15 protein-coding genes and 1 tRNA gene are annotated in these 26,518 nt (G+C 58.0%); 11 read left to right on the plus strand and 5 right to left on the minus strand.

The genetic code is table 11. The features are described 5' to 3' along the window. The first annotated feature begins 69 nt into the window (after positions 1-69). Both AC2IAX_RS15000 and lnt read left to right on the plus strand, forming a co-directional pair. Positions 70-243: a hypothetical protein gene (locus AC2IAX_RS15000; protein ID WP_494388194.1), complete on the plus strand. Its 174-nt coding sequence runs from the start codon at positions 70-72 to the stop codon at positions 241-243. A 3-nt stretch (positions 244-246) separates the two neighbouring features. Beyond that, positions 247-1,899 carry an apolipoprotein N-acyltransferase gene (gene lnt, locus AC2IAX_RS15005; RefSeq protein ID WP_494388195.1) on the plus strand — a complete coding sequence of 551 codons (1,653 nt, stop codon included), beginning with the start codon at positions 247-249 and terminating at the stop codon, positions 1,897-1,899. A gap of 385 nt (positions 1,900-2,284) precedes the next feature. Here lnt and accC read toward each other — a convergent pair whose 3' ends face one another. Next, a complete protein-coding gene (gene accC, locus AC2IAX_RS15010; RefSeq protein WP_393015270.1) occupies positions 2,285-3,643 on the minus strand; it encodes an acetyl-CoA carboxylase biotin carboxylase subunit in 1,359 nt (452 codons plus the stop codon). Positions 3,644-4,001: 358 nt separating this feature from the next. Between accC and AC2IAX_RS15015 the strand changes: the two genes are divergently transcribed. Further along, positions 4,002-4,082 (plus strand) — tRNA-Leu (locus AC2IAX_RS15015). Positions 4,083-4,471: 389 nt separating this feature from the next. Continuing rightward, the gene (locus AC2IAX_RS15020) at positions 4,472-5,059 is read left to right on the plus strand and encodes a chorismate lyase (RefSeq protein ID WP_393015353.1); all 588 of its coding nucleotides are present in this window, start codon (positions 4,472-4,474) and stop codon (positions 5,057-5,059) included. Positions 5,060-5,085: 26 nt separating this feature from the next. On the opposite strand, the gene ygfZ is transcribed toward AC2IAX_RS15020, so the two are convergent. Beyond that, positions 5,086-6,165: a CAF17-like 4Fe-4S cluster assembly/insertion protein YgfZ gene (ygfZ, locus tag AC2IAX_RS15025; protein WP_494388196.1), complete on the minus strand. Its 1,080-nt coding sequence runs from the start codon at positions 6,163-6,165 to the stop codon at positions 5,086-5,088. Positions 6,166-6,553: 388 nt separating this feature from the next. Between ygfZ and AC2IAX_RS15030 the strand changes: the two genes are divergently transcribed. After that, a complete protein-coding gene (locus tag AC2IAX_RS15030; protein WP_494388197.1) occupies positions 6,554-7,876 on the plus strand; it encodes a HEAT repeat domain-containing protein in 1,323 nt (440 codons plus the stop codon). Positions 7,877-7,894: 18 nt separating this feature from the next. Here the strand turns inward: AC2IAX_RS15030 and hmpF are convergent, their stop codons facing one another. Continuing rightward, positions 7,895-9,625, minus strand: coding sequence for a pilus motility taxis protein HmpF (gene hmpF / locus AC2IAX_RS15035; protein ID WP_494388198.1), 1,731 nt, complete (start codon positions 9,623-9,625; stop codon positions 7,895-7,897). An 838-nt stretch (positions 9,626-10,463) separates the two neighbouring features. Here hmpF and AC2IAX_RS15040 point away from each other — a divergent pair. From AC2IAX_RS15040 to AC2IAX_RS15060, 5 genes are all read left to right on the plus strand, one after another. Beyond that, entirely contained in the window at positions 10,464-11,690 is a 1,227-nt protein-coding gene (locus AC2IAX_RS15040) for a response regulator (RefSeq protein ID WP_494388199.1), read from the plus strand. An 803-nt stretch (positions 11,691-12,493) separates the two neighbouring features. Next, the gene (locus tag AC2IAX_RS15045; RefSeq protein WP_099531794.1) at positions 12,494-12,859 is read left to right on the plus strand and encodes a response regulator transcription factor; all 366 of its coding nucleotides are present in this window, start codon (positions 12,494-12,496) and stop codon (positions 12,857-12,859) included. Positions 12,860-13,195: 336 nt separating this feature from the next. Then, positions 13,196-13,732, plus strand: a complete 537-nt coding sequence (locus AC2IAX_RS15050; protein ID WP_099531795.1) for a chemotaxis protein CheW — start codon at positions 13,196-13,198, stop codon at positions 13,730-13,732. Positions 13,733-13,872: 140 nt separating this feature from the next. Then, on the plus strand, positions 13,873-17,886 hold the full coding sequence (locus AC2IAX_RS15055) for a methyl-accepting chemotaxis protein (protein WP_494388200.1): 4,014 nt from the start codon (positions 13,873-13,875) through the stop codon (positions 17,884-17,886). Positions 17,887-18,133: 247 nt separating this feature from the next. Then, the gene (locus AC2IAX_RS15060; RefSeq protein WP_494388201.1) at positions 18,134-23,602 is read left to right on the plus strand and encodes a hybrid sensor histidine kinase/response regulator; all 5,469 of its coding nucleotides are present in this window, start codon (positions 18,134-18,136) and stop codon (positions 23,600-23,602) included. On the opposite strand, the gene AC2IAX_RS15065 is transcribed toward AC2IAX_RS15060, so the two are convergent. Then, a complete protein-coding gene (locus AC2IAX_RS15065) occupies positions 23,603-24,409 on the minus strand; it encodes an aminotransferase class IV (protein WP_494388202.1) in 807 nt (268 codons plus the stop codon). A gap of 318 nt (positions 24,410-24,727) precedes the next feature. Here AC2IAX_RS15065 and AC2IAX_RS15070 point away from each other — a divergent pair, with 318 nt between their 5' ends. Next, positions 24,728-26,017 carry an urease accessory protein UreH domain-containing protein gene (locus AC2IAX_RS15070; RefSeq protein WP_494388203.1) on the plus strand — a complete coding sequence of 430 codons (1,290 nt, stop codon included), beginning with the start codon at positions 24,728-24,730 and terminating at the stop codon, positions 26,015-26,017. Here the strand turns inward: AC2IAX_RS15070 and AC2IAX_RS15075 are convergent. Next, on the minus strand, positions 25,939-26,517 hold the full coding sequence (locus tag AC2IAX_RS15075) for a GNAT family N-acetyltransferase (protein WP_494388204.1): 579 nt from the start codon (positions 26,515-26,517) through the stop codon (positions 25,939-25,941). The genes AC2IAX_RS15070 and AC2IAX_RS15075 overlap by 79 nt on opposite strands. Position 26,518 lies beyond the last annotated feature (1 nt).

Here is a 26,518-nt window from a genome sequence, read left to right on the forward strand (position 1 = left end):
GAACCCGTGGTTGATTGAACCTGAAAAATAATTCCGAAAGTAATCTCAAAACGGACTATGCAACCGGATTTGCCCCCCAACTCCCCCCCTTCAACGGCCCCCCGATCGCCTGATCGGCTCCTGCAAGCGACCCAGTGGGTGGTGCTGGGGGCGATCGCCCTGGCTTGGGTGGGCCCAGCCTTCAGCCCCAGCGCTGAACCCGCCCCCGAACCCCCTAAACCGGCGATTGAGCAGGGGCGTTAGGGCGTGTTTGGTCGCAAAACCGGGGGGCAAGGCACGGATTTTTTGAGTCGTTGGGTCAGCGGCGTTGCACCCACTGCCGGCGAGCCAGGGCCAAGGCGATCGCTATGGAGTCGTTGGCAGCGATCGGCCCTGGCCTTGGGAGCTGGGGTGGCGATGGGGCTGGGGCCGGAACCGGTGGGCTGGTGGCCGCTCCCCTGGGTGGCGATCGCTCCGCTGTGGTGGTTGCTGGCTAACCCAACGCTCAATTGGCGCGATCGACTTGGTTTGGGCTGGCTTTGGGGTTTGGGCTACAACCTCGTGGCGGTGTTTTGGCTCACGGGCCTACATCCCATGATGTGGTTGGGAGTGTCCTGGGCCACCAGCCTCACGATCGCTCTAGTGTGCTGGTTGGTGGCGGCCGGTTGGGCCGGATCGCAGGTCGCCTGCTGGGCAGTGGGGTTTGGGCTGCTACACCGCAGATTGGCGGGGCGATCGGCTGGCGGACGCTGGGCGCTGGGCCTGGCCCTGTGGTTGGTGACGGAATGGCTCTGGAACCAATCTCCCTTGGCTTGGACGGGATTGGGCCTGACCCAAGCGCCTCACAACTTGGCGATTTTGCACTTGGGCCAACTGTCGGGCCCCGCCTTGGTAACGGCGGTGATTGTGGGGGTGAATGGAGCTTGGGCAGAAGGTTGGTTGACCCATCGGCGGCGTTGGTGGGCCGGAGCGATCGCACTATTGCTGTTGGGCCATGGCTTGGGGGCCGCTTTGGCTGCCCAACCCCTAGCCGATCGCCCCGCTGCGGCCCTGACGATCGGGGTGATCCAAGGCAACATTCCCAACGATCTGAAATTTGGCTCCGAAGGTTGGCGCAGGGCCCTCACGGGCTATCAACGGGGCTATGAAACCCTGGCGGCGGCGGGCGTTGACGGCGTGCTAATTCCCGAAACGGCCTTGCCAATGGTCTGGACGGCGGAAGCCACCCGCGATCGGCGCAATGAATTCCTGTCGGCAGTGCTCGATCGGGCTGTGCCCGTGTGGTTGGGTTTATTTGCGCCCGATCTCCAACAACCCGATCGCCTCACTAACAGCCTCATTTCCCTCGATCGCACCGGAAAAGCCGTAGGTCGCTATGACAAAGTGCGCCTCGTGCCCCTGGGGGAATATATTCCCTTCGAGTCTGTGATCGGCGGCTTCATCGATCGCCTATCGCCGTTAGACACCAAGTTGGCCCTCGGCCAGCCCAACCAGCGCCTCAACACTCCCTTTGGCCAGGCGATCGCCCTAATTTGCTATGACTCAGCCCATGCGGAATTGGCGCGATCGCAGGCGGCCAGCGGTGGGCAATTCATCCTTTCGGCAGCCAACAACGCCCATTACCGGCCCACGATGTTTGCCCAACACCACGCCCAGGATGTGATGCGGGCGATCGAAACCGATCGATGGGTGGCCCGCGCCGCCAACACCGGTTATTCCGCCTTCATCGATCCCCATGGAGTCACCCACTGGCGATCGCGCCCCAACACCTACGAACTGCACACCACCGAAATCTATCGCCGCACCCGGCAAACGCCCTACGTCCGTTGGGGCGACTGGATCACACCCCTTTCTATTCCTTTGGCCCTGGCGGTGAGCTGGGGATTGCGGCACGCCAGTTCGTCCTTGCCCGATCGCTAGGAAAAATTTGCCCAGCGGAGCCAGCAATCTCTCCTGTACTAACTTTCCTGTCCCAACCCCGCAATTAGCAGGTCTATTTAGCAGGTCTATTTGGATCGGCTAAAAATTTGCCACATGATGAATAGCGTGAATCCCACATAGCCAATCACCGTGGCCCAATCCATCCAATGGTCGCCCATGGTTGACTCCGAAACAGGTTAGGAAGGTGGTCAGCAATTCAGGGGTTAGGATTAGGGCGTGTCGTCAAATCGCCTGAAACCCTAATTCCACTGTTGGCAGATCGTGGGGGACAAGATGCTCAAGCCCCTTGTTACGACGATTGGGGCATGGAAAATCAACCGTTGTTGTCTGATCTCAGGAAATGACGACAGGCCCTAGCGCTTGATTAGCGCTTTTTATTTTTGCTCATCCACTCTTCAACAAAATTGGTATAAACTTCGCCACCAATAAATTCTGGCGATTCCATAATTTTTTGGTGAAAACCGATCGTGGTGTTCACCCCGGTGATGGCACATTCGCGCAGGGCCCGCTTCATCCGGGCGATCGCACTGGAGCGATCGGGGCCCCAAACAATCAATTTGCCAATCAAAGAATCGTAGTAGGCCGGAATTTCATAATCGGGATAAACGTGGGAATCGATCCGCACCCCCGGGCCACCCGGCGGCAAATAGGCTCCAATTCGACCGGGACAAGGGCGGAAATTTTGATCGGGATCTTCCGCATTAATTCGACATTCGATCGCATGGCCGCGCAACTGCACCTGATCTTGGGTGAGGCGTAGCTTCTCCCCTTGGGCAATCCGCAATTGTTCAGCGATCAAATCCAGGCCGCAAACCATTTCCGTGACTGGATGTTCAACCTGAATGCGGGTGTTCATTTCCATAAAATAGAAATTGCCCGATCGATCCACCAGAAACTCCACCGTTCCTGCGCCCACATAGTCGATCGACTTGGCCGCCGCCACGGCCGCGCTGCCCATTTTTTCCCGTAATTCCGGATTCAACACAGGGCTAGGCGCTTCTTCCAGGAGCTTTTGGTGGCGGCGCTGAATTGAACAATCCCGCTCACCCAGGTGGATCACGTTGCCATGGCTGTCGGCCAAAATTTGGAACTCAATATGCCGCGGCCGTTCAATGAATTTCTCAATGTAGAGGCCCGGATTGCCAAAGGCCGCTTCCGCTTCCCCTTGGGCCGCTTGGAACAGCTTGGGCAACTCTTCGGCGCTGCGCACCAAACGCATTCCGCGACCGCCACCGCCCGCCGTGGCCTTAATCATCACGGGATAGCCAATCTCATTGGCCAGCTCCAGGGCCGCTTCTTCGTTTTGCACCAGTCCTTCGCTGCCGGGAACCGTGGGCACGCCGGCCCGTTGCATGGTTTCCTTGGCGGTGGACTTGTCACCCATGGCCCGAATGGCGGCCGGCGAGGGGCCAATGAAGGCAATTTGGTGATCGTTACAAATCTCGACAAATTTTGCGTTTTCTGCCAAAAAACCGTAGCCCGGGTGAATGGCCGTGGCGTTGTGGGTCAGAGCGGCGGCGATGATGTTGGGAATGTTCAGATAGCTTTTGCTGCTGGCTGCGTCGCCGATGCAAACGGCTTCATCGGCAAGCTGCACGTGCAGGGCTTGTCGATCGGCAGTGGAGTGAACAGCCACGGTGGAAATTCCCAGTTCTTCGCAGGCTCGGATTACCCGAACGGCGATTTCTCCACGGTTGGCAATCAGGACTTTTGAAAAGCGCATTGTCGTACGATCGCAGGTGGGGCGCGGTAGCCAATCCTATCATCGTGGGTGGCCTGCGGGCGATCGGGCGGCGGAGTCTGGGGAAATCGGGCCGATCGCGGTGATCCTCTTAAATCTCGTTTAATACCTGCTCAGGCCTTGGCTGAATCTTCGATCCTGGCTAGCGCACCCTCTCAAGTCGCATCCCAATGTGCATTTCCGATGTGCATTAATCCTGAGACAAGGCTCAACAAAACGATCGAAGAATGCTATACTGCTACGGCTGGTTTGACGGGTAACGATTATTTGCCCCCAACATCCTCGGTTGGGTTCAGCAATACCCCCAAAAACTCACACCAGCATCATCAGTGAATCACCTGCGGATGTGGCGGAATTGGTATACGCGCACGTTTGAGGGGCGTGTGGCTTTGCCTTGCGGGTTCGAGTCCCGCCATCCGCATTGAATTCCAGATTGGACTTCATCCAGAGCATTTTGAAACCTGGCTTGAGCGTCCTCAGCTCATAACCTGTGACCGGATCATTGATTTTCAGTGATCCGGTTTTTCATAGTCCTAGGGTCAGAGTGGTGGCTCAAGATTGCGACTCAAGGATTACGACTCAGGCTCTCGACAGGATGCACGGGACTCTCAAATCGATCGAGACCCGCCGCGTTCTTAAATTCCAGGGGGAATGCTGAAAGCCGCATCACGAGGGTGATGCTCCAGTCCCTTTTCTTGGGGTGAGTGTTAGGATCGAGAAAAGTTAAGAAATGCAAAGACCTTGACTGCTAGCGTTACTGATCGACAAGCGGATTTATCTGCACCTCAACCCCCCGTCGATCGCCCCTCGATCGAGCTGGGATCCCATGGGGATTGGCATCGGCTGAAACCCACCTGGCAAGGGGATGAAACCGTTGTGCAGCAGGGCTTACCTCACCATTTTTTGGCTCCCCCTTGGCAAATGTTGTTGTTGGGAGATGGGTCACCCACTCGCCACCTGCAATTGCTGACGGGAGAACCAACCGAGGTGGATGTGATTGATATGTCGGTGGTGGGGCCGGCGGGGGATGGGGCCCCGGAGGCGATCGAAATGGTTCCGGGGCCGCGGTTGCGTCGCCAGGTTTGGTTACGGACGGCTTCCGGCCAGCGGTTGGCCTATGCCACGTCTTGGTGGGAAGCCAGCCATGTGGATGAGTATTTGCAAAACCGATCGCTGCCCATTTGGGCCAGTCTGGCTCGGTTGCGCACGGAGCTGTACCGCGATGTGCGGGGAATTTGTTATGGGCGATCGGCGGCCCTAGAGGCCGCATTTGGAGAGTCGGGGCCGCTTTGGGGGCGACATTACCTGTTTTGGCATCGAAATCAGCCCCTCACGCTGATTTTTGAGGTCTTTTCCCCTTATCTCCAGCGCTACTTGGGGCCGATCGCCCGCCAGTAGTGGCAATGATTGCAGTTTAACGATCGCTAATGGTCGATGGTGTTGGCCAGCTCGCGCGTAATGAAGGGCAGGTCGATCGCGTCGGTGGGGCAATGGTCAATCATGACGCTTAAGCCTGCGCCGCCCACTTTGGTGCGCAAATAGCCCAGCCCGATCGCCCCGTTTTCGGTGGCCACACAACTGGTGAGGGTTCCCACTTTTTGATCCGCTTGCAAAATCGGACAGGGGGTTTCGATCACCCGAGGCAATCGAAATCCCCAAAGGTTCAACTTCACGCCGTTGTAGGTGTTCAGGCGGGCGATCGTTTCCTGGCCGATGTAGCAGCCTTTGTTAAAGGATATGGCTGTCCATAGCCCTGCTTCCAGGGGGTTGTAGTCTTCCGTCAACTCATGGCCCACCGCCGGCCGCCCTTCGGTGATCCGCAACTGTTCCCAGGCCTGTTCGCCCAGGGGAACGGCTCCCGCTTGGGCGATCGCCTGCCACAGGTCACCGGCTCGATCGTTGGTTACCCAAAGGGTATAGCCATCGGTGGCCAGACCGCTGCCCCGTTGCACCCGCACAGTCACATCCTGAGCCAGGATCATGGTCTGGTGGGCAAAGGGTTCCAGGGCTGAAAGTTCCTCAAGGGCTGCCCCCAACTGTTGCAAACAAAGGGCGCTTTGGGGCCCCACAAGGCTGAAAATCGCGAATTGACCGCTGATATCCGCGAGGGCGACCCGATCGGCGGGAAAGATGTAGCGATCGAGCCAGCGAAACAGGGTCGGCCCCATCCCCGGCGACACCAATAAATCCAGTGCTTCCGCCGTCACGGCCACTGTGGCCAAGTCCAGGGTGCGGGCGGTGGAGGTCACCAAGACGGTTTGGCAACCCTGACCCGGTTGCAGAGTTTTGATATTGGCGGTGCTTTGGTTGTGCAAAAACAAGGATCGATCGTCCCCCGTTAATTGCAACAGGGCCCAGTGCGATCGATCCACCAGGGCCACTCCCGCAGTGACCGCCGCGATCGCCGCTGAATCGTTGCCGAAATGGGCGGGCACTTGCCCCTCGGCCACGGCGGGATCCAATACTGCTCCCATCTGCTGTTGTGCGTCTTGCAGGGTTACCATCGTTCAGAACTGCTCTTGCTACTGCTCAACTAGGATTGCCCAACGGTGTTTGTGCAATGGATACATTCCCTGTTCAGTGTGCCTGGTTTGGGCCAGGCCTGCATCGGGAGATTTGCCTTGGAGTGTCCGATCGCGCCGCTCCAAACCCTAACGCAAAGCCGCTAACCCGCGTCCATGCCCCACCGTCCTAGTCATGGGCAGTATGGCTGAAACCTTGACCAGGAGATAATCAGGAGTCGATCGATTGCCAACCGTTCCAAACCATGGCCTCCAGCGATTCCATTTGAAAGACAGTTAGATAGAGACAGTTAAGCTGAGAGTCAGTTCGCTGCTCAAGACTCAATCCAAATATTTCAATCTAGATACTTCAATTCAGAAACGGTTGGCTATGCCATTGAATCACCATCAAGCGCAGGAGTTGGGGCAACTGCCCGGTCAACCGCTCGATCAGGTGCTGGAGCCAGTGATCGATCCAGCGTTAAATCAGGCGCTGGCGACTTTGGCGGATGGGGATTTTTATGAACGTTGGCAGGCGATCGGGCAGCTCAAAGCCATTGGCAAGCCTGCGATTCCGGCCCTGGTGGCGTTGCTGACCGATGAAGCGCTGGACTTAGAGCAATGCTGGTTTGTGGCCAGGGCCTTGGGAGAGTTTGACGACCCAGCAGCGGTGCAATCGCTGGTGAATCTGCTGTCGATCTCGTCGGATCCCTCCGTGCAGGCAGCGGCGATCGAGGCCTTGGGCAAATTGGCAGAGCGATCGCCCCCATTGCGAACGGTGGCCCTGGATTGTCTGAACCCTTACCTCATGGATCCGAATTGGGGGCCCTTGGTGATCAAGGCGATCGCCCAAATTGACCACCCCGAGGCGATCAAAGGTCTTCTGATTGGGATATCGGCCCCTCAACCATCCCTGCGCCGGGCGGCCCTGGAAGCCCTGGGCAGCTTGCCCCATCCCGCCTTGTTACCCCACCTGCTGAAAGGCACTCAAGACTCGGAAGCCGACGTGCGATTGGTGGCGGTGACGGCTTTGGGGGCCAAGCGTTGGGGCCACAATCAGGTGGCCCAAGACACCATCGCCCAAACCCTCACCCAACTGTTGAGCGATCCGGTGGACTCGGTGGCGGAGGCGGCCGCCTTGGCCCTCAGCCACTGGGGCCATGAACCGGCGCGGGCGGCCTTGGTGGCGGCCTGGGAGCGGCGACAGTTGCCACCGGAGTTGGTGGTGCGGCTGTTGGCTCAGATGGGGTTGCCCTCGGCCTTGGCGGCCTTGGGAAAGCGGTTGCCCCAAGGTGAAACAGATCTGTTGTTGGGGGGGATTGTGGCGATCGCCCAGCATCACAGTTCCGATCAAACCTATCAACGCCGGGTGGCTAATCTGCTGCTCGATTGGCTCGATCGGCCCCTGGCTCCCTTCACCGACTGGGCAGTTCAGGGGGCCTTAATTGAAGCCCTGGGTAATTTGCGAGTGGCGGCCGCGTTCGATCGCTTGCTGCCTCGGCTGTGCGATCGGCCGAACCAGTCCCCGACCCTAGCCTTGCAAGTGCTGGCGGCGCTGCGGCAAATCGATCCCCAACAGGGAGTCGATCGGCTCGCGGCCTGGATTGATCAGGTGGCTGCCCAGCAGGCAACCGTCACCGCCCGCCAAGGTCTTCAGGAATGGCAGGCGATCGCCCAAGCGGCCCAGGACGGAGCAACCATGCCGTTTGCCTAAAGCGCCGTTGGCTGAAGGCTACTTGCTGAGGGAAGCAACAATTTGCTGCATCTGCCCGATCGTCGCCTGTTGGGCTTGGGTGGTGTCCGTCGCCTGGGTGAGGTTGGTCAATAGGGCTTCCAGGTGTTGCCGCAGTCCAGAAACCTGCTCAGACATGGGCTGAGTCAGGGTATCGCCCCCTTGGCTGCCCTGGGTGATGGCCTCAATTTGCTTGCTTTGCAATTCGCGTTCCCGATCTTGCAGAACTTGCAGTTGAGCTTGCACATCTCCTTGGCGCTGGTTCACCGTCATTTCCGCCTCTTGCACCGTGGATTCCAACGTGGAAACCCGATCGCGCAATTGGGACTGCAATCCTTCCAGGGCTTGAATGTCTTGCGTTACCCGATCGAGCAGCGGCGACAGATCTACGCTGCCATCCGTGCGGGGCGTTGCCAACCCTTGGCGCTTGTTCAGCACCGTTTTGTGGGCATGGAGCACCTCTTCCCGCTCTTGCAGGTTGCGCCGTTGGCCCACCAGGGTTTCTTCCAGCATCTGGCAACCGTCGCGCTCATCGGCCAGGTTGGCTTCTAGCTGAATGCGATCGTACTCATTGGCGCTGTTGATTTGGCCTTGCAGTTCCTCGATCGCCTGGCGCTTGGCACTCAGCTCCTCTTCCTCGTCACTCACCAGCCGCGATAGCTTTTCCAAGTCCCGCTGCAACTGGGCCGTCAGCTCTTGCAACTCCCCGATCGGCATGGCCTCCAAGGCTGCCCGATCGACCCGTTGGGCTGCATCGCTGTGGCCATCCCCATTGGCCGCTTGCTCCAACAGGGTCTGCAAACTGCGTTGGGTGGCCAGTTGCCCTTCAACGGCCGAAAGCTGCTGTTGATGAAGTTCGAGCGCCGTTTGTTGGGCCCGCCACTCGGCCCGGGCCCGATCCAGATCATCCCGCTGGGCATACCAATCCTGCCAAGCCGCCGCCAGGGTCTGGGTTTCCGACGTAATCCAATCCCGCACCTCCGGGGAAAGGGTTGGTTCCGCCGTTGGGGCGTGGCTGAGCAGGCTCTCCTGGGCCGCCGTAATTTGCAGGCAAGTTTCCACCGCCGACTGCAAATAGTCCATGGCCACCACCGAAGAAGCCGCCTGTTGCAGCAAATGTTGCAATTGAGCCGCCTGTTGGGCATCGAGACCCGCCGACTGCGCTAACTGCTGCTGCATCGTCAGGCGCTCTTGGTTGAGTTGCTCCTGCTGGGCCCGCAGGGCATGTTGAGCCTGCTCAATTTCCTGGCGCTTGTGTTGCACTTCCTGATTGAGCCGATCGGCCGATTCTCGGGCCTGTTGCACCTCTTGGCGCTGGCGATCGAGCTGCCGCAACTCCTGTTCCAGTTGCTCCAGTTTTTCGCGCCGCTCATCGAGTTCCTGTTCCCGCCGGTTCAGCTCCTGGCTTTGGTAAGTCAGGGACTCCATCCATTGCTGAATTTCTTCTTCCTGGCTCTTGTTCTTTTCCTGTTGACGGGAATAGCTTTGCAGCAGGCTGACAATCTGCCGGGCCCCTTCTTGAATATTCTTGACTTTACGATCGGCCCCTGACCCGATCGCATCCACCAGCACTAATGCCCCGTCTTTGTAATTGCTGGCATCGTCTGAAGCGATGGGATCCTCATTGGTAATTGCGCTCCACTGCTCTCCCTTTTGACAGGCCAGCAGCTTCAATTCTGACTTTGATCCCATCAAGCCGCGTTTTTGGACGACTTCTGCAAGATACAGCACGCTGCCCTTCCCCTCGTTCGTTCAGTGAGATCTTCGCGCTACGGATGATGGCGTTGGCCACCGTCTTTCAAGATGCAGCTTTTTTAAGGACGCAACTTATGAAGACGTGACTTGGTTGCCACTGTGAGATTGACACTTTTCCCTGCCCAGGGGCAAGGGGATTTTGGCCCCAGCCGAGCAACCCTATTTGCTCGATTAGACCACGGGTTGACGCTGCGTTGACCGTAACCAGCCATTGACCGTGACCGGCCAAGAAACTGGGGTGATCGGCACGTCAGCTTGACCCGTTGGATTTCAAATCACCGATTCGCGATCGCGAGCCGGGCGTTTTACTCTCCGGTGCTGCAAAAGGGGCCTGTTTTTCGGTCAGACTGCCCATTGATTGCTGATTTTTCCCGCTCTTGGCCTTCAGACTCGGTTTCACAGCGCTAGGGCTGAGAGATCGCTGCAAGATGAGCAGAGAGGTTAAACCATGCTGATTTTATCAAACGCAGCCAGAAGCCACCTGAGAGGGACAATCTTCTATTTTCCGGCCAGCAGCCCGCTGGGGGTGAAGTTCTGCCAGCTCCCTGCGGTTGCTTAGGGTGGGTTGGCTGGCGTTGTTGAGATTCAAAACTAGCTCGGGGTTGAATCGCTGCTGGATTGAATCGCTGCTGGAGTAGATGCGCCGGGTTGCTTGGGCAACCGCCCTACTATACAAAATGTATTAGACAAAATGTATTTAAAAATCGAGCTTGAAAAAGTTGCGATCGAGCCATTCGGGATTGATCGATCGCGATAGCATGGAGCCAGGACTGGGCAACCCCACTCCCCCCTATCCCCGTGCCAGGACAGCCCTATGCAAGGACAGCTCAGCGAGATTGATATCCGCAGCCTCCTGCACCTGATTGAGTTAGGCCAGCGCACGGGCGAATTGTATTTGGAAGTTGAAGGCACTCACCCGAGCGATCGCCGCAGTTGGTTTGTCTTCTTTCGCCAAGGGGCGATCGTTTACTGCACCTCCGGGGAAGGGGGCACAACCCGCCTTCGGGATTATCTCCATCGCTACGCCTTGGAAACGGCCATTGATGAGCTGTCGGTTTCCAAAATGGCTTCCATCAGCGAGCCGGAATATGGATATCTTTGGGCATTGCTGGAAACCCACCAACTGGAACCGGTGCAGGGCCGCAACATCCTCCAGGCAATGGTGCATGAGGCCCTGTTTGATTTGCTGACGGTGCATGAGGGGCGGTTCATTTTTAATATGGGTGAGGCGATCGCGCCCCACTTAACCAGCTTGGCCGTTAGCCCGCTGATTTCCCAAGTGGCCCAGGAATTGCAGGACTGGAAACAACTCTATCCCTACGTCCAATCGCCAGATCTATGCCCCGTGTTGACGGATGTTCAGCGATTGCGAGAAGTGTTGCCGGCCCAAACCCTCCAAACCTTTAGCGAGTGGGCCACCGGGTCAATCACCCTGCGCCAAATTGCTCGCTATCGCCAGCGGCCGCTCCTGGCCGTGGCCCAGGCGCTTTATCCCTACATCCAGGAGGGGTTGGTGCAACTGATTGAGCCGCCCTTGGAGCATTCGGCCGCCCGATCGCGCTGGCATCAGGTCATGACCGTTCAGGATCCCAACCCGCGAGCACCGAGAATTGTTTGCATTGAAGACAGCCCAGCCGTTTGCCGCGCGATCGAGCAAGGGTTGCAGTTGCTGGGCTATGACGTGGTGGGCTTTCTCAGTGCCCTAGAAGCGATTAGCCAGGTGTTTGAGCTGCGACCAGATTTGATCCTCTGCGATATTGCCATGCCCCATCTGGATGGCTATGAGCTATGCGCCATGTTGCGACAGACTCGCTTGTTTCGGCATGTGCCCATCATCATGATCACGGGACGGGAAGGGTTTCTCGATCGCACCCAAGCCCGCTTGGCTGGCGCAACTGACTACCTGACCAAGCCCTTCAAACGCCAGGAATTAAAAGCCTTAATTGAGCGATATATCGGCTCTGGTCGTCTGGAGCCAGTCCCTGAGGAAGAAATAAGCGATCTAGCACTGCCTACGGCGGAATCTCTCCCCGTACCCTAACAAAAGCGCCCAATTCGACTTAAATTAGCGCCGGGCTAGGGCCTTTCTCGGGGAAACCTAAACGGGCGATCGCCCAGCTCCAACGGGATGTCAAATGGCCAGAGCGTTGCCTAAAGATTGCCCAAAGATTGCCGGAAAAGTTGAAAAACAACCCAACCATCGTTTACGCTTGCGCAACCGGGTTAGCCCCAACTCGGGTCGAGAATCGGGTGCGCGAGCTGTCAGTTCCTGCTAGCATTCAGGCGCAGGTCTGCGATTTCCGTGGGTGACAACCACCCGCAAAAAGACGTGGCCCGCCCATCACGACGCTATAATCATTGCCAGCCATCGCACTTGCATAGCGGCATTTTGCCAGGGTCTGAGTGTTCTTAGTCAACACCAGCCGTGATTGCTTGACATGGGTGAGGTTTATGCCCGCCCATACGCCAGCACCACAGCTCTATCAGCCGATCTTGTCAACGGCAATCCTGCCGAAAACAGAGCAATTGCCCCCAAGCCATTGATCGCCGGTAATAACCTGATTGCTGGTTCGCACCCACTCCCTATCTCCTAGTCGTTAAATTCTCGCGTGCCTCAATTCACCGGTAGCCATGTCCGTTGGCTGCCAGGGATTTGGGAACCCTAAAGCTGGCAGGATCAGGATGGTTCAAGTAAGAGCAGCGCCGATCGCGTCTGGGATAAATCATTGCCCGTTCCGATGACCGGTAATGCAAGAGTTTGGGTGACGAGCCACCGCTGCGTCATGAACCCCATGCGCCCCGATTGACCCCCTTGGCAGGCAGAGTGAAACGAGAAAGATAGCCATGAGTGTAGTGTTAGTTGTCGAAGACAGCGTCGCCCAGCGAGAGATGATCGGCGAGCTCTTGCAGGGCAGTGGGCTGACCGTCAACATGGCATCCGATGGTGTTGAGGCGCTGGAAAGTTTGCAAAAGCAGCGTCCAGATCTGGTCGTTTTGGATATTGTGATGCCCCGCATGAATGGCTACGAAGTTTGTCGTCGCTTGAAATCGGATCCCACAACGCAGGACGTGCCAGTGGTGATGTGTTCCTCGAAAGGGGAAGAGTTCGATCGCTACTGGGGCCTGAGACAAGGCGCAGATGCCTACATTGCTAAGCCCTTTCAGCCTCAAGAGTTGGTGGGAACAGTGAAGCAATTATTACGCGGCTGATTAGCAAAGGTTTAGCAAAGGTTGGGATTTGGTGATCTGGGTTCAGTGATCTGAATTTGGTGATCTGAATTTGATGATCTGGAATTGAGAAAATTGGCTTCTAATTGAGGAAATTTGCGCCGATCTGGCAGGATAGGCGTGGTTTCGCGAAATTAGCGACAATTGAACGGTGATTTGACGGCAATTGCGCAGTTGGGCTAGATCAAAATCTGGCTCTTTGCCCCCAGCGGGGTGATGACTGCCTGAAAGATCGGGTGCGATCGTGAATGCATGGCGTAACGTAATTGTGGGGTAGCAGTTGCCCTTCAGTCTGTTACGGAGCCAGAGGAAAGCGCTGTGGTCGGAAGTCCAGATTTTTTGGCCGGCGGAGGTGTGGATGATCAGTCGCCGGAACTTCAGGAGCTAGAAAATCCTGAAGGTGAGATGCACCTGCGGTTTTACCTACCTTCGGGCCGGGAATTGGCATTGCCAGCGGTCATTATTCGCGAGGTGAGTGAACCTTCTCCCGATCGAATCACGCCTGTGCCGAACGTGTCTCCCCTGCTGTTAGGAACCTTGAATATTCGGGGGCAGGTGATTTGGGTGGTGGATCTGGGGCAGTTTTTGGGGGAAACCATCCCGCTGAATACCGATCGGGCGGAGGTGCCGGTGATTGCGATCGAGGAAGGGGATATGATGCTTGGCTTGGCGGTGGCCCGAGTGGCGGGTATGTATTGGCTCAAGCCGGACAATGTGGAAGCCTTGAGTAGCGTGAATGATCCGATCGGGGAATTTTTGCGCGGAGAGTGGCGATTGAGTAACAATCGAATTCTGCAACTACTGGATCATGTGGCCATTTTGCGGTCTAACCGCCTGGGTCAATCCGCAGGATAGGAGTAGCATCGAAGTACGATGGGCGGCTATGCTCGTACCTGACTTGCCCAATTGTTTGCCCAATTGTTACAAGCGGCCCCACGCGCCCCAAGCCGCAATTTTCTAAACGCGCCAGAGTTCGATCGTCCCGGAGAAGGTCAATGGCATCCAGCACGGATTACAACCAGGATTACCAGCGGGCCAATGATGCCTACACCAGCGGTAATTACCCCGAAGCTGCCGCCGCGATCGATCGGCTTGCCCAGGCCTATCCCGATGATCCCAGCGTTCGCTTACTCCGAGGCCACATCTACTGCTATGGCCTAAACCAATACGACACGGCCCAGGTGGAATACCAGTCCGTGCTCAGCCTGACCAGCGACCCCACCTTTGTGGAATACGCCCATTCAGGGTTAGCCGCCACCAACCAGGCCCTGAGCGCCGGTCATGGTTATGACGAAACTCCTAACTTTGACCAATTCGACTTCGGCGATCAGGAAACCACCACCAATAGCGGCAACACCCATCTAGCCGATCAACCGTTGATTGATGATGGGGACTTCAATTTTGATGAATTGATGAGTGACCCCCAGGGCACGGAAACGGGTCTGCTGGCCGGCAACAGCACCATGGCCGAAGCCCTGGGTGATCTGGAAAGTGACGCGGACTTTGCCAATGCTGATCTAGAGAGCGGTGATTTTGGCAGCGCGGAGTTTGGTAGTGCAGACTTCGGGAGTGTCAACTTTGAAGATGCGGATTTTGGGAGCGCCGATTTAGGCAACTTGGGCGCGCTGGATCTCGGGGATGGATCCACGGGCAGCGATTCCAATGACCTCAACAGTTTTGATAACTTTGACTTTGGCACGGACTCAGGAATGGACTTGAGCGCAGACCCCGGGGCGATCGCCCTAGGCGCTGACCTAGGAGGGAGCGATGATCCCTTTGCTGCGTTGGGTTCTCCGGAACCAGCCACCCCCTCAGATCCGGCAGCGGATCCCTTCCTGATCGATCCCTTTGGGGGGAGCGAAGGATCCACACCCTCGCCAACACCAGATTTGGGGCTGCCCGATCGCTTCGAGGCGGATCCCTTTGCCGCATCGGCATCGCCCACCAGCGATGATGCTTTTGGGGCCAGCATGGATTTTGGTGATCAGTCCTTTGACTTAGCTCAGGCTGACTTTGGGGCAACCAGTGGGGCGGATCCCCTGGCCGCATCAGCCTTTGGGGCCGATGACTTCGCGAGCGATTTGCCCGGCGACACGGCTGATGGCGATCAGTTTGGAGCAGATCAATTTGGATCCGCGTTGGCTGACCTCGACTTCGGCGAGTCGGCCGGCTTTGATGAGTCGGCGGGCTTTGGAGAGGCTGGCTCAGAAGACTTTGCCGCATCCCCCTCTGAAGCTCCGGTTTTTGGGGACTTGGATGCTGATCCCATTGAGGATTTTGGTGATTTTGGGGCAGCATCTCCCGCAGCGCCCTTTGAAGCCAGCTTTGAGCCGCCTAATTTTGCCGATTCGACGGAGACCAATGACTTGGCGGTCGATGGCTTCGGTGACTTTGAGGGCTTTGACCTCGAAACCCCGGCCGCTCCGGCTGCGGCGGCCTTTGCAGAAGACTGGGCAGCACCGGCAGCCTCTGAATCATCCGCCCCTGAAGATTTTGGATTTGGCGTGTTTGATGCGGATGGGCTAGCGAGTCAACCCATGGCCGCTGGGGCTGACTTTGATTTTGGTGGCACTGATTTTGGTGGCGCTGAGGTTGCCGCAGGGGCCGAAAATCCCTTTGGCTCCGAGGCATTTGGGGACGGCTTTGGCGATTTCTCAGAGCCAGCCGCTCCGGCCGTTGCTGGGCCGCTGGCGGGCGCGAATGCTTTTGATGAACCCTTTGGCGTGTTTGTGGGGGACAGTGCCGACGACGATCGCACACTCTTCATGCCCCCGCCGGCCGGAACGCAGGAACCAGCAGCGGTTAAGGAACCAGCGGCCAGAATTGAGTTGCCTTTTGCTGCCCCGATCGAGGGATCCTTCTCGATCGATGATGAGGTGGAAGAGACCCTGTTTATGATGGCGGGGCCCAGTACCCTTCAGGGAGCCACAGCCCAAGACTTGGCTGAATTTGGTAGTGGGAACTTCAACGGGGCAGAGTTCAACCCGGATGAGTTCAATGAGTTCAACCCTGGAGACTTGAGTGCCACAGCCTTTGGGGGCGGCTCCTGGGATGCACCGTCAGAGCCAGCCTTGGGGGCGATCGAGCCGGAAGACAACGAGGCAGGCGATTTTGGCATCTTCAATGAACCGCCGGTCATGGAGCCGGAGTCCGATGATGATGCGTTCCCCCTCGACATGATCAACGGGGCCCCGGGCATGGCTTTCACCAGCCCTGCTCGATCGGTGGATGATCCGGCCTCCGGGGCCCTGTCCGCGATCGCGGACGACGGAGCCGCCGCCGCCAGCGACTTCATGGATGACTTCGATGAATTCGACGACCTCGGCAGCCTACCGGACTTCAGCTTGACCAACACCTCCTCAGAATTCGTGCCGCGATCGGACGGTGGCGACGAATTTTCCCTTGGGGAACCCTCCTTGGGCGTGATGGGAGAACCCCTCTCCAACTTTGTCGGGGGGGATAACGAAGTCTTCAACATCGCCACCAGTTCCAACAACGAAGAACTGCTGAGTTTTGACCAGCCCGAAAGCCGCGCCGCCGAACCGGTCACCCCATCCGAAGATGGTTGGCTGGCTTCCTTCGACAATGCCCGCCTGACAACCAAACAAACCGTTACGGCGGTGATGGCTGGGATTGTGTCATTCCTGGCCGTGGCGGGCACCACGCACTTAACCATGACCCATGTGCGCGATCGGGGCATCAGTCCGCAACTGATGGGCGACATTCGCACCATCGGCCTGGTTTCCTCCCTGTTGGCGGGAGCCACCGGAGGCGGGGTGGCCCTGTTCCTGGGCCGTCGCACGGCCCAGCATGTGGAGCGAGCCACGGGCGATTTGCAAGCCCAGTTGGATTCCGTTTGCCAAGGCAGTCTCCATGCCACGGCTCGGGTTTTTGGGGACGATGAATTTGGGGAACTGGCCAACTCCTTTAACCAAATGACCCGGGTGATTTTGAGCACCATGGGCGAGGCCCAGCGCAAAGCCCAAGAGCAGGAGCAGGCTCGCGAAGATCTCCAGCGGCAAGTGATTCGGCTGCTGGACGACGTGGAAGGGGCTGCCCGAGGCGACCTAACCGTACAGGCGGAAGTGACCGCCGACGTGTTGGGTGCCGTGGCCGACTCGTTCAACCTGACCATTCAAAACCTGCGAGAAATTGTGCAGCAGGTGAAAACGGCCGCTTTGCAGGTGAACAAGCGCTCCTCGGAAAACGAGTCCTTTGCCCGATCACTTTCTTCCGATGCGCTGCGGCAGGCGGAAGAGTTGGCCGTGACCCTCAACTCTGTGCAGGTGATGACCGACTCGATTCAGCGGGTGGCCGAAAGTGCTCGCGAAGCCGAGGAAGTGGCCCGTTCCGCCTCCGCAACCGCTTTGAAGGGGGGCGAAGCGGTGGAACGCACCGTGGCCGGGATTTTGCAAATTCGAGAAACGGTGGCCGAAACCGCTCGCAAGGTGAAACGACTGGCGGAATCTACCCAGGAAATTTCCAAGATTGTGGCCTTGATTGCCACGATCGCCTCCCGTACCAACCTGCTCGCCCTCAACGCCAGTATCGAAGCGGCCAGGGCTGGCGAAGCGGGCAAGGGCTTTGCCATCGTGGCGGATGAAGTGCGACAGTTGGCCGATCGCGCCGCCAAAGCCTCCAAGGAAATTGAAAAGATCGTGATGCAAATCCAAAGTGAAACCAACTTGGTGATGCGAGCGATGGAAGACGGCACACAACAGGTGTTGGAAGGAACGAAGCTGGCGGAACAGGCCAAGCGCGCACTCGATGACATCATTCAAGTGTCGAACCGGATTGATGTGCTGGTGCGATCGATTACGGCGGACACCGTGGAGCAAACGGACACCTCCCGCTCCGTGGCCCAAGTGGTTCGATCGGTTGAAAAGACCGCCCAAGACACCTCCCAGGAATCGCAGCGGGTGTCCGAGTCCCTGCAAATTCTGGTGCGAGTGGCGGGCGATCTGCTCTCCTCCGTGGAGCGTTTCCGGGTTGACAGCAGCAATCAGTAGCCAGCAGGGTTAACCCAGCAGAAGCTGATCTGAAATGGATCGAGTACAGTAGATTCCAAGCTGGAGATTCCATGCTGAATTCTGAAGTCATTGTTACGGCTTGACAGATTCAGCGGCTCGCCCCACGGGCGAGGTTGAATCGCAAGCAACCCTTTGTCGATCCATCTTTTGATTCGCCCCAAATCCGCATCGAGTTGGCTGGCAGTGCCCTTGATCATGCGGGCAAACGCTTCGGAGGCTATGTTCCATGCAAGATCAACAGCAACGCATCGTCGGTTATTTCATTGAGGAAGCCAAGGACTACCTCACAACCATCGAGCAAGGCCTCATGAACTTGCAGGGGACGATCGAAGACCCGGAGCTAATGGATGAGGTCTTTCGGGCGGCCCACTCGATCAAGGGGGGCGCGGGCATGTTGGAGTTCGAGAGCATCCAACAGGCCGCCCACCGCATTGAAGACTTTTTTAAAGTCCTGAAAGAGCATCCGATCCATATCGATCGGGAGTTAGAAAGCCTGTTCCTGCGGGCCTTTGACACCCTGGTGGAACTGCTCGATCATCTCCAGGGCCCCTTTGGCCTGACCACCGAAGTGGGCAACCGCGTGCTTCAGGATTCGGAGCCGGCGTTTAACGCCTTGGCAGAGCGTTTGGGCCTTGCTGTCCATGAAGTGGACATGCCCAGCGTGCTGCATCGTACCCTCTCATCCCAAAGTGAGGATGCCTGGGCGGCCGATCGCACCCATCAGGTTTTTCAGCAACAGGTGCCCCAACTGTTGCGGGAAATGTTGGATCTGTTTCGCCAAGGGGACAGTCCTCAGCAGCGCGCGCAGCTCCAATGGATGTGTCAGCGCTTGTCTGACTTAGGCAAAAGCAGCCGCATTACTGGCTGGGTGGAGCTACTGGATGCGGCCAGCCAGGCGATCGGTTGCCCCACCAACTCCTACAAAACCCTAGCGCCCACGATCATTCGCGACCTGAAGCAGGCTCAAGATTTGGTTCTGGACGATCGCAGTCAGGAAATCTGCTTGGGCAGTGAGTTACGGGCTTTGGTTCCCCAGCCGGTTGCCCCCAGCCCCAGCAGCCTAGATGCAGATCTGTTTGACTTCGACGACTTACTCAACGACGAATTAGCGCCCGAAATTACCGACATCACCCACAGCCAGGGCGATGATTTTGAGCAAGATTGGTTTACGGAAACCAGCAACACCGTCGTAACCCGGATGGATGAGCTGGATTTAAGCCCCACCCCATCACCCACCCAAACCAGTCGGGTGGAACGGCCCAGGGCAGAACCGGGCACGGGGCCGGAAGTGGGCGTGGCCGAATTGGACGTGTTGGCGGACTTGTTTCGCCAAAGCTCCCAGGATTTGGAAGCTGATCTACCGGGACAAAGTGCGGAGTCGGCGGTTGGTTTGCCCCTGAACCCGGCCGCAGACTATGACCTGTCGGACTTGATGTTTACCCATGAGGAATCGTCAGCGGATGCTGATGCCTTGACCAGTTCCCTGGATGCACTGGGCTACGATCTGCTGGATGAAATTGACACCACCGATTCGATGGCGGAGATGGGGTTAGAGTCCATCGATGACCTGTTGTCCTTTGGGGACGAGCCATCGACCGGCAATGGACTGATGGTGAATGCGGGTCAAGGCGAGGGGGCGATCGATCTCATTGGTGATGATGATCTGGATGCGCTGCTGGATGCGGTGGAAACGGCCACGGAAGTCAACCCGATCGCCTCGGATGACCTGTTTGATCTGGGCTTGGATGCGGAAGAGGAACCCACTGACCTGCGGGTGGTGCCCAGCAGTGACCTGACCTTCTCCACGGAGCTGATCAGCAATCCCACGGCGATCGAACCGATTCCCCATGAACTCCAAAAATTGGGAGATGATGACCCGGATTTGACGACGGTGATTGATTCGGCGCTGGGGAATCTGGATGATCTCGGTGGCAATTTCGGCTCAGACCTGGGGTTAGATCTGATCGATGGTCTGACGGGTGAGATTGCGCCTCCAGAACTGACCCTCGATCCGTTACCGGAGATCGGGGCGATCGATGACATGGCTGATCTGGACGCTTGGGCAGCAGATTTGGCCAACGTAGACCTGGCCCATCCAGACCTAGACCTTGGCAATGCAGGCCTGGCCGATCTCGATGTGGCAGCCGCAGCGGCCCCAGAAGCAACCACAGATCGTTGGGGGGATGGGTTGGATCTCGGGGATATGTCGCCAGGGGAGTTGCCCGACTTGGCCGCGATCGACCTGGACGATCATTGGTCGGACTCCGCCCCTGATTTGGACTTCAACGATTTCAATAATCTGAGCGACTTCAGCGCCGTTGATCTGACCGATGATTTCAATAATCTGAGCGACTTCAGCGCCGTTGATCTGACCGATGAGGATCTCGCACCGACCACCGCCATGCCGGCCCTGGTGGATCCTTCCCTGGACGACTTGCCCGCCCTCGATCCCTTCGATTTGGATGGCATCTTGAATGCCAATCCCTTGGAGGAGGTGGATCCCTTTGCGGATCTGTTGGTGGAGTCGCCGGATGTGATGTTGCCGGATGCGGAAACCTCAACCGCCGAGAACTTTATCCAAGACATTGATACCCTGCTGGACGAGCCGCTCTCTGCGGAGCCGGCCGAGCCGGTGTATGAGGCGGCTGACCTCAGCTACGACGTGAATGGAGCCAAAGCCATTCGGATCGATCGATCCACCCTCAGCTCCGAAGGCTTGGAAGATCTATTCTCCGATCGGCGCGCAACGGATCTGAGCGGCCTGGAAGAAGATCTAGACCTGGCCGAGGCCGAAGCAGATCTGGCAGGGGCCAACGACGATGCCGCCGCCCTCTGGACTCCGGAAAACTTCACCGAGCCACCCATTCTCTCGGATTTAGATGCCCTGCTGGCCCCCGCTGGCGCGTCGGCCCCTGCTCCTGCGCTGGATGACGATTGGGCGGCCTTGGACGATTTGGACTTTGGGGAAGCGACAAGCCTGGAAACCATCGCTGATGGCGAAGCCCCTGACTTCTTGATGGGAACGGCCGACTGGAGCAGTCCCTTGGATCTTGGTGAGCCGCAGGAGATGGCCAGTGCCGATCGCGCGGATGACTTTGACTTCGGGAGCCTGGGTGATCTAAACGACTTGAGTGGCTTAGGAGACTTGGGGACTTTGGGTGATTTTGGTAATTTGGGTGACTTAGGATTACCCGTTGATGCGGTTGATCCGCTGGCCGGTTCGGATTTAGAAGATTTGGATGCGCTCTTGGGTGCGCCCCCCACCAGTGAGCCGATGATGGACGGTCTCAGCGGTTTGGGTGATTTGGGCGATCTGGATCAACTGCTGAATCAGGAGCTGGGATCTGTGCCGGCCGGTGACAGCACCCTCGATGACCTGCTCAATGCCCTAGAGGGTTCCGCTGCGCCGGCCCCGGCGAGCCGAGCGGCCAGCGATGCAGATGAGCTGGATAATCTGCTGAAGACTCTGAATCGGTCAACGACGGCCGCCACCAACAGCCCCGATCGCTTTGAGGATCTATTTGGCGATGCTGCGGCCCCAGCCACAACCCCCGCGCCCGCGGGCAGTACCGGCGGCCTGGATCTAGACTTTGACGCTTTGGTGGAGATACTGGAAGCCCCGGCCAAGGCTGCCCCAGCAACTAGCCCCAGCCCTGCGGTGTCGCCCGCTCGATCGGCACCAACTCCCGTGGCGAACGGTCAGCGCGAAATGGAAGCGGCCGCCAGCCGCAATTTACGGGCCGAGCAAATCATCAAAGTGCCGGTGCGGAACTTGGACAACCTCAACAACCTGGTTGGGGAAATGGTGGTGAACCGCAACAGCATGGAACAGGGCCAAGAGCGCCTGCGCCAGTCCTTGGAAAACTTGACCCAACGGGTGCAGCAGTTGGGCGATGTGGGGCAACGGATGCAGGACTTTTACGAGCGATCGCTCCTGGAAATGTCCCTGTTGTCCGGGCGGCGCGGCGGCAGTGGCGGCGGGCATTCCGACACCCATCACAGCGGTGAGTCTGACACCCATGGCGGCCGGATGGGCCTGGGAGAACTGGAGCTGGATCGCTTCACCCCTTTCCACACCCAATCTCAGGAAATCATTGAGTTGATTGTGCGGGTGCGGGAGTCTGCCTCAGACATTGACTTCGTGGTGGAACAAACCGATCAATTGGTGCGGAACCTGCGGCAAATCACCACCCAGATTCAAGAGAACTTGAATAAGTCGCGCATGGTGACCTTTGCGCGCACGGTGGAACGGTTGCCCCGGGCAGTGCGATCGGTGTCTGAGCGCTGTGGCAAGGATGTGGATCTGATCATTGAGGGCAAAGAAACGGCGATCGATGAGTTCCTCTCCCAGGAGCTATCGAGTCCAATTACCCACATGATTAATAACGCCCTGGTGCATGGCATTGAAACGCCTGAAGCACGGGTGGCGGCAGGTAAACCCCCCACTGGCAAGCTGACCATTCGGGCCTTTTATCAAGGTAACCAAACGGTGATTTCCCTGTCCGATGATGGGGCGGGGATTAATACGGAGCGGGTGAAACAAAAGGCGATCGAGAAGGGCTTGATTGACCCCAACCAGGCTCGCAATATGGTGCGTCAGGAAATCTATGAAATGCTGTTCCTGCCCGGCTTCAGCACCAAAGACCAGGCCGATGAGTTTGGCGGTCGTGGCGTGGGTATGGATGTGGTGATGCGCAAGATTCAGGAATTGCGCGGCAGCATCAGCATTGATTCAGAATTGGGACGGGGAACGACCTTCACCATTCGCTTGCCCCTGAACCTGAGTATTTGTAAGGCGCTGCGGTGTTTGAGCGATCACGCCACGATCGCGTTTCCGATGGATGGGGTGGAAGACACGCCGCCCGATATTCACCCGGAGGATGTGCAGACCGATAAGGAAGGCCGCCGCTGCATTGCCTGGCGCGATCGAATTTTGACGCTGCATCCCCTCACGGAGTTGCTGAAATACAACCGCCACCTGAGTCGCGGCAACATCTACGGCGGCAACCAGGAGGATGATTCCCTGGCGATTGTGGTGTTGCGCAGTGCCGGTGAGTTCATCGCGATCGAGGTCGATCGGGTACTGGGCGAGCAAGAAATCGTAATTAAGCAACCGGAAGGCCCCGTGCCCAAGCCCTTGGGCATTGCTGGGATGACCGTGTTGGGTGATGGGCGCGTCATGCCGATCGCCGACGTGCTGGAGCTAATTGACCTGGCGAAGGGTCGCATCCGGCGCGATACGGTCAGTGGCCGTTGGGAATCGGACAACATCCACATCGTGGAGCCACCGACGGAACAGAAGGATCCGATGGTGTTGATTGTGGACGACTCGATCACGGTGCGCGAGCTGCTGAAGATGACCTTCCAAAAAGCGGGTTATCAGGTGGAGCAGGCCCGCGACGGTCAAGAAGCCTGGGAAAAACTGCGATCCGGTTTGCCCTGCGATCTGGTGTTCTGCGATATCGAAATGCCGCGCATGGACGGTTTGCAGCTCTTACAGCGATTGCAAACGGAAGAAACCCTCTGTGAGTTGCCCGTGGCGATGCTCACCTCTCGGGGAGCCGACAAGCACCGGAAAATGGCCGTTGACCTGGGTGCAAAGGGTTACTTTACCAAGCCCTACTTGGAGGAAGCCCTCCTGGATGCGGCGCGACGAATGCTGCGGGGTGAAGTGCTGATTACGACCAGTGCCTAGCTAGTGGTAGAGGGACTGGAGTTCGGCCACGGGTTCGATCGCCAAGCGATGTACCCGGTGGCCATCCAGCACCGCATGGAAGGGAATCACCTCCACTACGCTGTTGGAATAGGCGATCGCCTCGCATCCTTCCACCCAATCGGCGGTCCAAGGCTGGTCAACGCCGACCGGTTGCCCATGGCGTTGAAGCTGGCGAATCAGGTGCGATCGAGCAATGCCCGGTAAGCAATCCCCCAGGGGCGGAGTCCACCAACGTCCATCGCGAAATCCCCAGAGATTGCCCGTGCTGGTTTCCAGCCAGCGTTCATCTTCATCAATCAAAATCGCTTCGGCCGCCGCTTCGGGGCCCAGAAACTGCTGCTGGGCCGTCTGCAACGCCAGCCAACAGGGAAAATAATTACCCGTTTTGTGAATCGTGATCGAACGGCGGTAGTGGGCTGCTTGGGCTACCCAAGCCACAATTCCTTGCGTTTGCTTTTGGGTCAAATGGGGTGGCAATTCTCGCCCTAAAATCCACTCCCGCCCATCGGGAAAAAGAGTGACCCGCACCACCGGATATTCAGCCGCCAGCAGGGTTGCGCCCTGCTCTACCTGTTCCCAATCCGGTTGGGGCAGTCCCAATTGGCTACGGGTGTTGGAGAGCCGATCGCGGTGAGCCAGCCATTGGGTCATGGGCCCATGGAGATTGCGATCGTAAATGCGCAAGGTTGTGAAGGTTGTGGCCCCAAACATCAACCCCGGATCCGTGACATCCAGAGTAATGGTGCGCTGATCGAGGGGTTGACCGTGATACCACTGGGCAGGCATGAAACCAATTACGGGTAAGCTCAAAAATACTGACGGGATCATTCCCCGCTTTTTTAACGTAATCGCTGTGCTGAATTTTGTCTTCTTGCTGGAACCTTGATTGGGTTAACCAACCGTTTGCACCGATCGAGTTGAGTGCCAATCAGGGTTGAGCTAATCCAGTTGATTTAATCTGGTTGGGCTAATCAGCATGATGGCGATCGAGTTCAGGACTCAACCAAAACAGCGCCATTGCGGAGAACTTCCTCAGGTTTTCGGTTGCCAGGAGCGATCGACCGGAGGGAATTGGGGAATCACAGGAAAACGGGATCTGGGGAGATGCTTGACTGGGGCTTGATTTGGGCGCTGGGTTTTTTGGGTAGCTTTGGCCACTGTGCGGGTATGTGTGGCCCCTTGGCGGTGGCCTTTGCCCTGTCGGGAGAGTCTCGGTCTTTGCCACCAGCGGGCGCAAAAACTTGGTGGCAGTTGGGCCGGTTCCATCTGTTGCTGAACTTGGGGCGGATTCTCAGCTACGCGATCGCGGGTGGGGCGATCGGGAGTTTGGGATCTCTGTTGGTGGCGGGCGGACAACTGACGGGGATTGATAGCCCCCTGCGCCAAAGCCTGAGCGTCCTGACGGGGTTGATGTTGATTTGGTTTGGCCTTGCCCAAGTGCGACCCCAATGGTTGCCCCGCTTGCCTCTTTGGCATCCCTTGGCCCGGGGCCCCCAGCGCGATCACCTCGAAAAAACCATGCTCACCATTGCTGGCCAAACCCGTTGGTGGATGCCGTTGGCCGTGGGGCTGGTTTGGGGGCTAATTCCCTGTGGATTTTTGTATGCGGCCCAAATTAAGGCGGCGGAAACCGGCAGCGCGATCGGGGGCAGCTTGACCATGCTGATTTTTGGGCTGGGAACCTTGCCCACCATGGTTTTAACGGGCGCTTGGGCTGGCTCCATTGGCCAAGATCGACGCAGCCAACTTTTTCGGATGGCCGGTTGGGTGACGATCGCGATCGGGCTGTTAACCCTGGGCCGCACCAGCGCCATGCAGGATCTGACGGGCTATGGTTCCTTGGTGCTGCTGAGTTTGTCCCTGATCGCCCGGCCCATCAGTCGGTTGTGGGCGGCCCCCCTGCGCTATCGCCGGGCGATTGGGGTGGGTGCTTGGCTGTTGGCCCTGGCGCATACGGGCCATATGTTCGATCACTCCCTGGATTGGGATTGGGCGGCGGTGGGCTTTTTGCACCCTCGCCAGCAGGTGGGGATCTGGGCCGGTGTGGGGGCGATCGGGCTGCTAACGTTGTTGGCCCTCACCAGTTTCGATCGAGCCATGCGTTGGTTAGGCTCCCACTGGCGCACCCTACACCTGGCGGCGATTCCGGCCCTGGTGGCGATCGGAATGCACATGACCTTGGCCGGTGGGCCAACCACTCTTGGCGATTTGGGATCCGTTTGGCAGCGATCGATTGGGGTGAGCTTGGGGCTAGCCCTGGTTTTGTTGGTGCGCGTGCGTTGGTTTTGGCAACTGTGGGGCCTGGGTGCGCTCTATCACGGCGTGGCCGGTGCGTCGGTGTCCCTGTCTGCCGCCCCATCCCAAGATTTCACCAGTTCCAGCGATCGGGTCTGATAGCCCAAGGATTGATAAAGGGCGATCGCTGCTTGGTTACTGGCTCCCACTTGTAGACCCAGGCGATCGCAGCCGGCCTGTTTGGCCTGCTGTTCCGCTTGATGCAGCAGGGCCCGAGCCAAGCCGCGCCGCCGTTCCGTCGGTTGCACATAGAGCCAGAGCAGTTGGGCCCGTCGCTGGCCGGTTTCCGGGTCGATCGCCCAGCCCAACCACAGACCCGCAACCCAAGATTGACCGTTAGATTGACCGTCGCTGGCTTGAGCCATGGCCGCTTCCACCCACCACAGTTGCCCATCGGCCGTCCAGAGTCGATCGACCAACAGGGCGATCGCCGTTGGATCTGGACTCAGGGGCATTAGCTCCCGGTAGGTGGCCGCTAACCCCGCCAACAATTGGGGGCGATCGGCCCGGCTACCCCGCCGTAATCGATAGCCTGTGGGTAACTGATTGGATTGTTGCCCCATCCCAGGCTCCGGCCCTGGGTCGGATGGCTGATTCATG

This window comes from Limnothrix sp. HT2024 (genome assembly GCF_059138625.1).

Excerpts from the sequence above, each read along its gene's own strand:
- AC2IAX_RS15040 (WP_494388199.1), top strand. The coding sequence starts at position 10,464 with ATGCAAGGACAGCTCAGCGAGATTGATATCCGCAGCCTCCTGCACCTG.
- AC2IAX_RS15070 (WP_494388203.1), top strand. The coding sequence starts at position 24,728 with ATGCTTGACTGGGGCTTGATTTGGGCGCTGGGTTTTTTGGGTAGCTTT.
- AC2IAX_RS15075 (WP_494388204.1), bottom strand. The coding sequence starts at position 26,517 with ATGAATCAGCCATCCGACCCAGGGCCGGAGCCTGGGATGGGGCAACAA.
- AC2IAX_RS15065 (WP_494388202.1), bottom strand. The coding sequence starts at position 24,409 with ATGCCTGCCCAGTGGTATCACGGTCAACCCCTCGATCAGCGCACCATT.
- accC (WP_393015270.1), bottom strand. The coding sequence starts at position 3,643 with ATGCGCTTTTCAAAAGTCCTGATTGCCAACCGTGGAGAAATCGCCGTT.
- AC2IAX_RS15030 (WP_494388197.1), top strand. The coding sequence starts at position 6,554 with ATGCCATTGAATCACCATCAAGCGCAGGAGTTGGGGCAACTGCCCGGT.
- ygfZ (WP_494388196.1), bottom strand. The coding sequence starts at position 6,165 with ATGGTAACCCTGCAAGACGCACAACAGCAGATGGGAGCAGTATTGGAT.
- AC2IAX_RS15060 (WP_494388201.1), top strand. The coding sequence starts at position 18,134 with ATGCAAGATCAACAGCAACGCATCGTCGGTTATTTCATTGAGGAAGCC.
- AC2IAX_RS15055 (WP_494388200.1), top strand. The coding sequence starts at position 13,873 with ATGGCATCCAGCACGGATTACAACCAGGATTACCAGCGGGCCAATGAT.
- AC2IAX_RS15045 (WP_099531794.1), top strand. The coding sequence starts at position 12,494 with ATGAGTGTAGTGTTAGTTGTCGAAGACAGCGTCGCCCAGCGAGAGATG.